Source organism: Desulfosporosinus metallidurans (assembly GCF_001936615.1).
In the GTDB taxonomy this organism is placed as follows: domain Bacteria; phylum Bacillota; class Desulfitobacteriia; order Desulfitobacteriales; family Desulfitobacteriaceae; genus Desulfosporosinus; species Desulfosporosinus metallidurans.
Map to the genome: position 1 here is coordinate 1 of NZ_MLBF01000206.1, position 412 is coordinate 412.

Consider the following 412-nt stretch of genomic DNA (forward strand, 5'->3'; position numbering starts at 1 on the left):
TGTTCTTTAATTGCTTGTACGAATTTCTCCGGAGAAACATCGATTCCGGCGTTAATGACGGTATATCCTCTACTTTCGAGCATCATCCCCACCAAATTCTTCCCGATATCGTGGAGGTCGCCCTTTACAGTACCCAACAAGACCTTGCCCGCTGAAGGCATTTCTTGATCTACAAGCAAAGGTTTTACCATTTCAATCCCTGCACTCATGGCTCTCGCGGCAACTAGAACTTCTGGAACATACATTTCCCCGTTCTTAAACCGGGCACCCACTACGCCCATCCCTGCAATTAACCCCTGATTGATGATATCCAAAGGTGCAAGTGCTTCGTCAATAAGAGCTTGTGTTAACTTTTTTACTTTGGCGAGATTGCCACTTATTACGCTTTTTGACAGTTCTTCAAGGTTTGCCA

At 45.1% G+C, this 412-nt stretch carries 1 protein-coding gene; it reads right to left on the minus strand.

What is annotated here, in order from left to right; all coding sequences use genetic code 11:
• The coding region (locus tag DSOL_RS26405) for a B12-binding domain-containing protein (protein ID WP_170871641.1) at positions 1-412 on the minus strand (412 nt) is incomplete at both ends.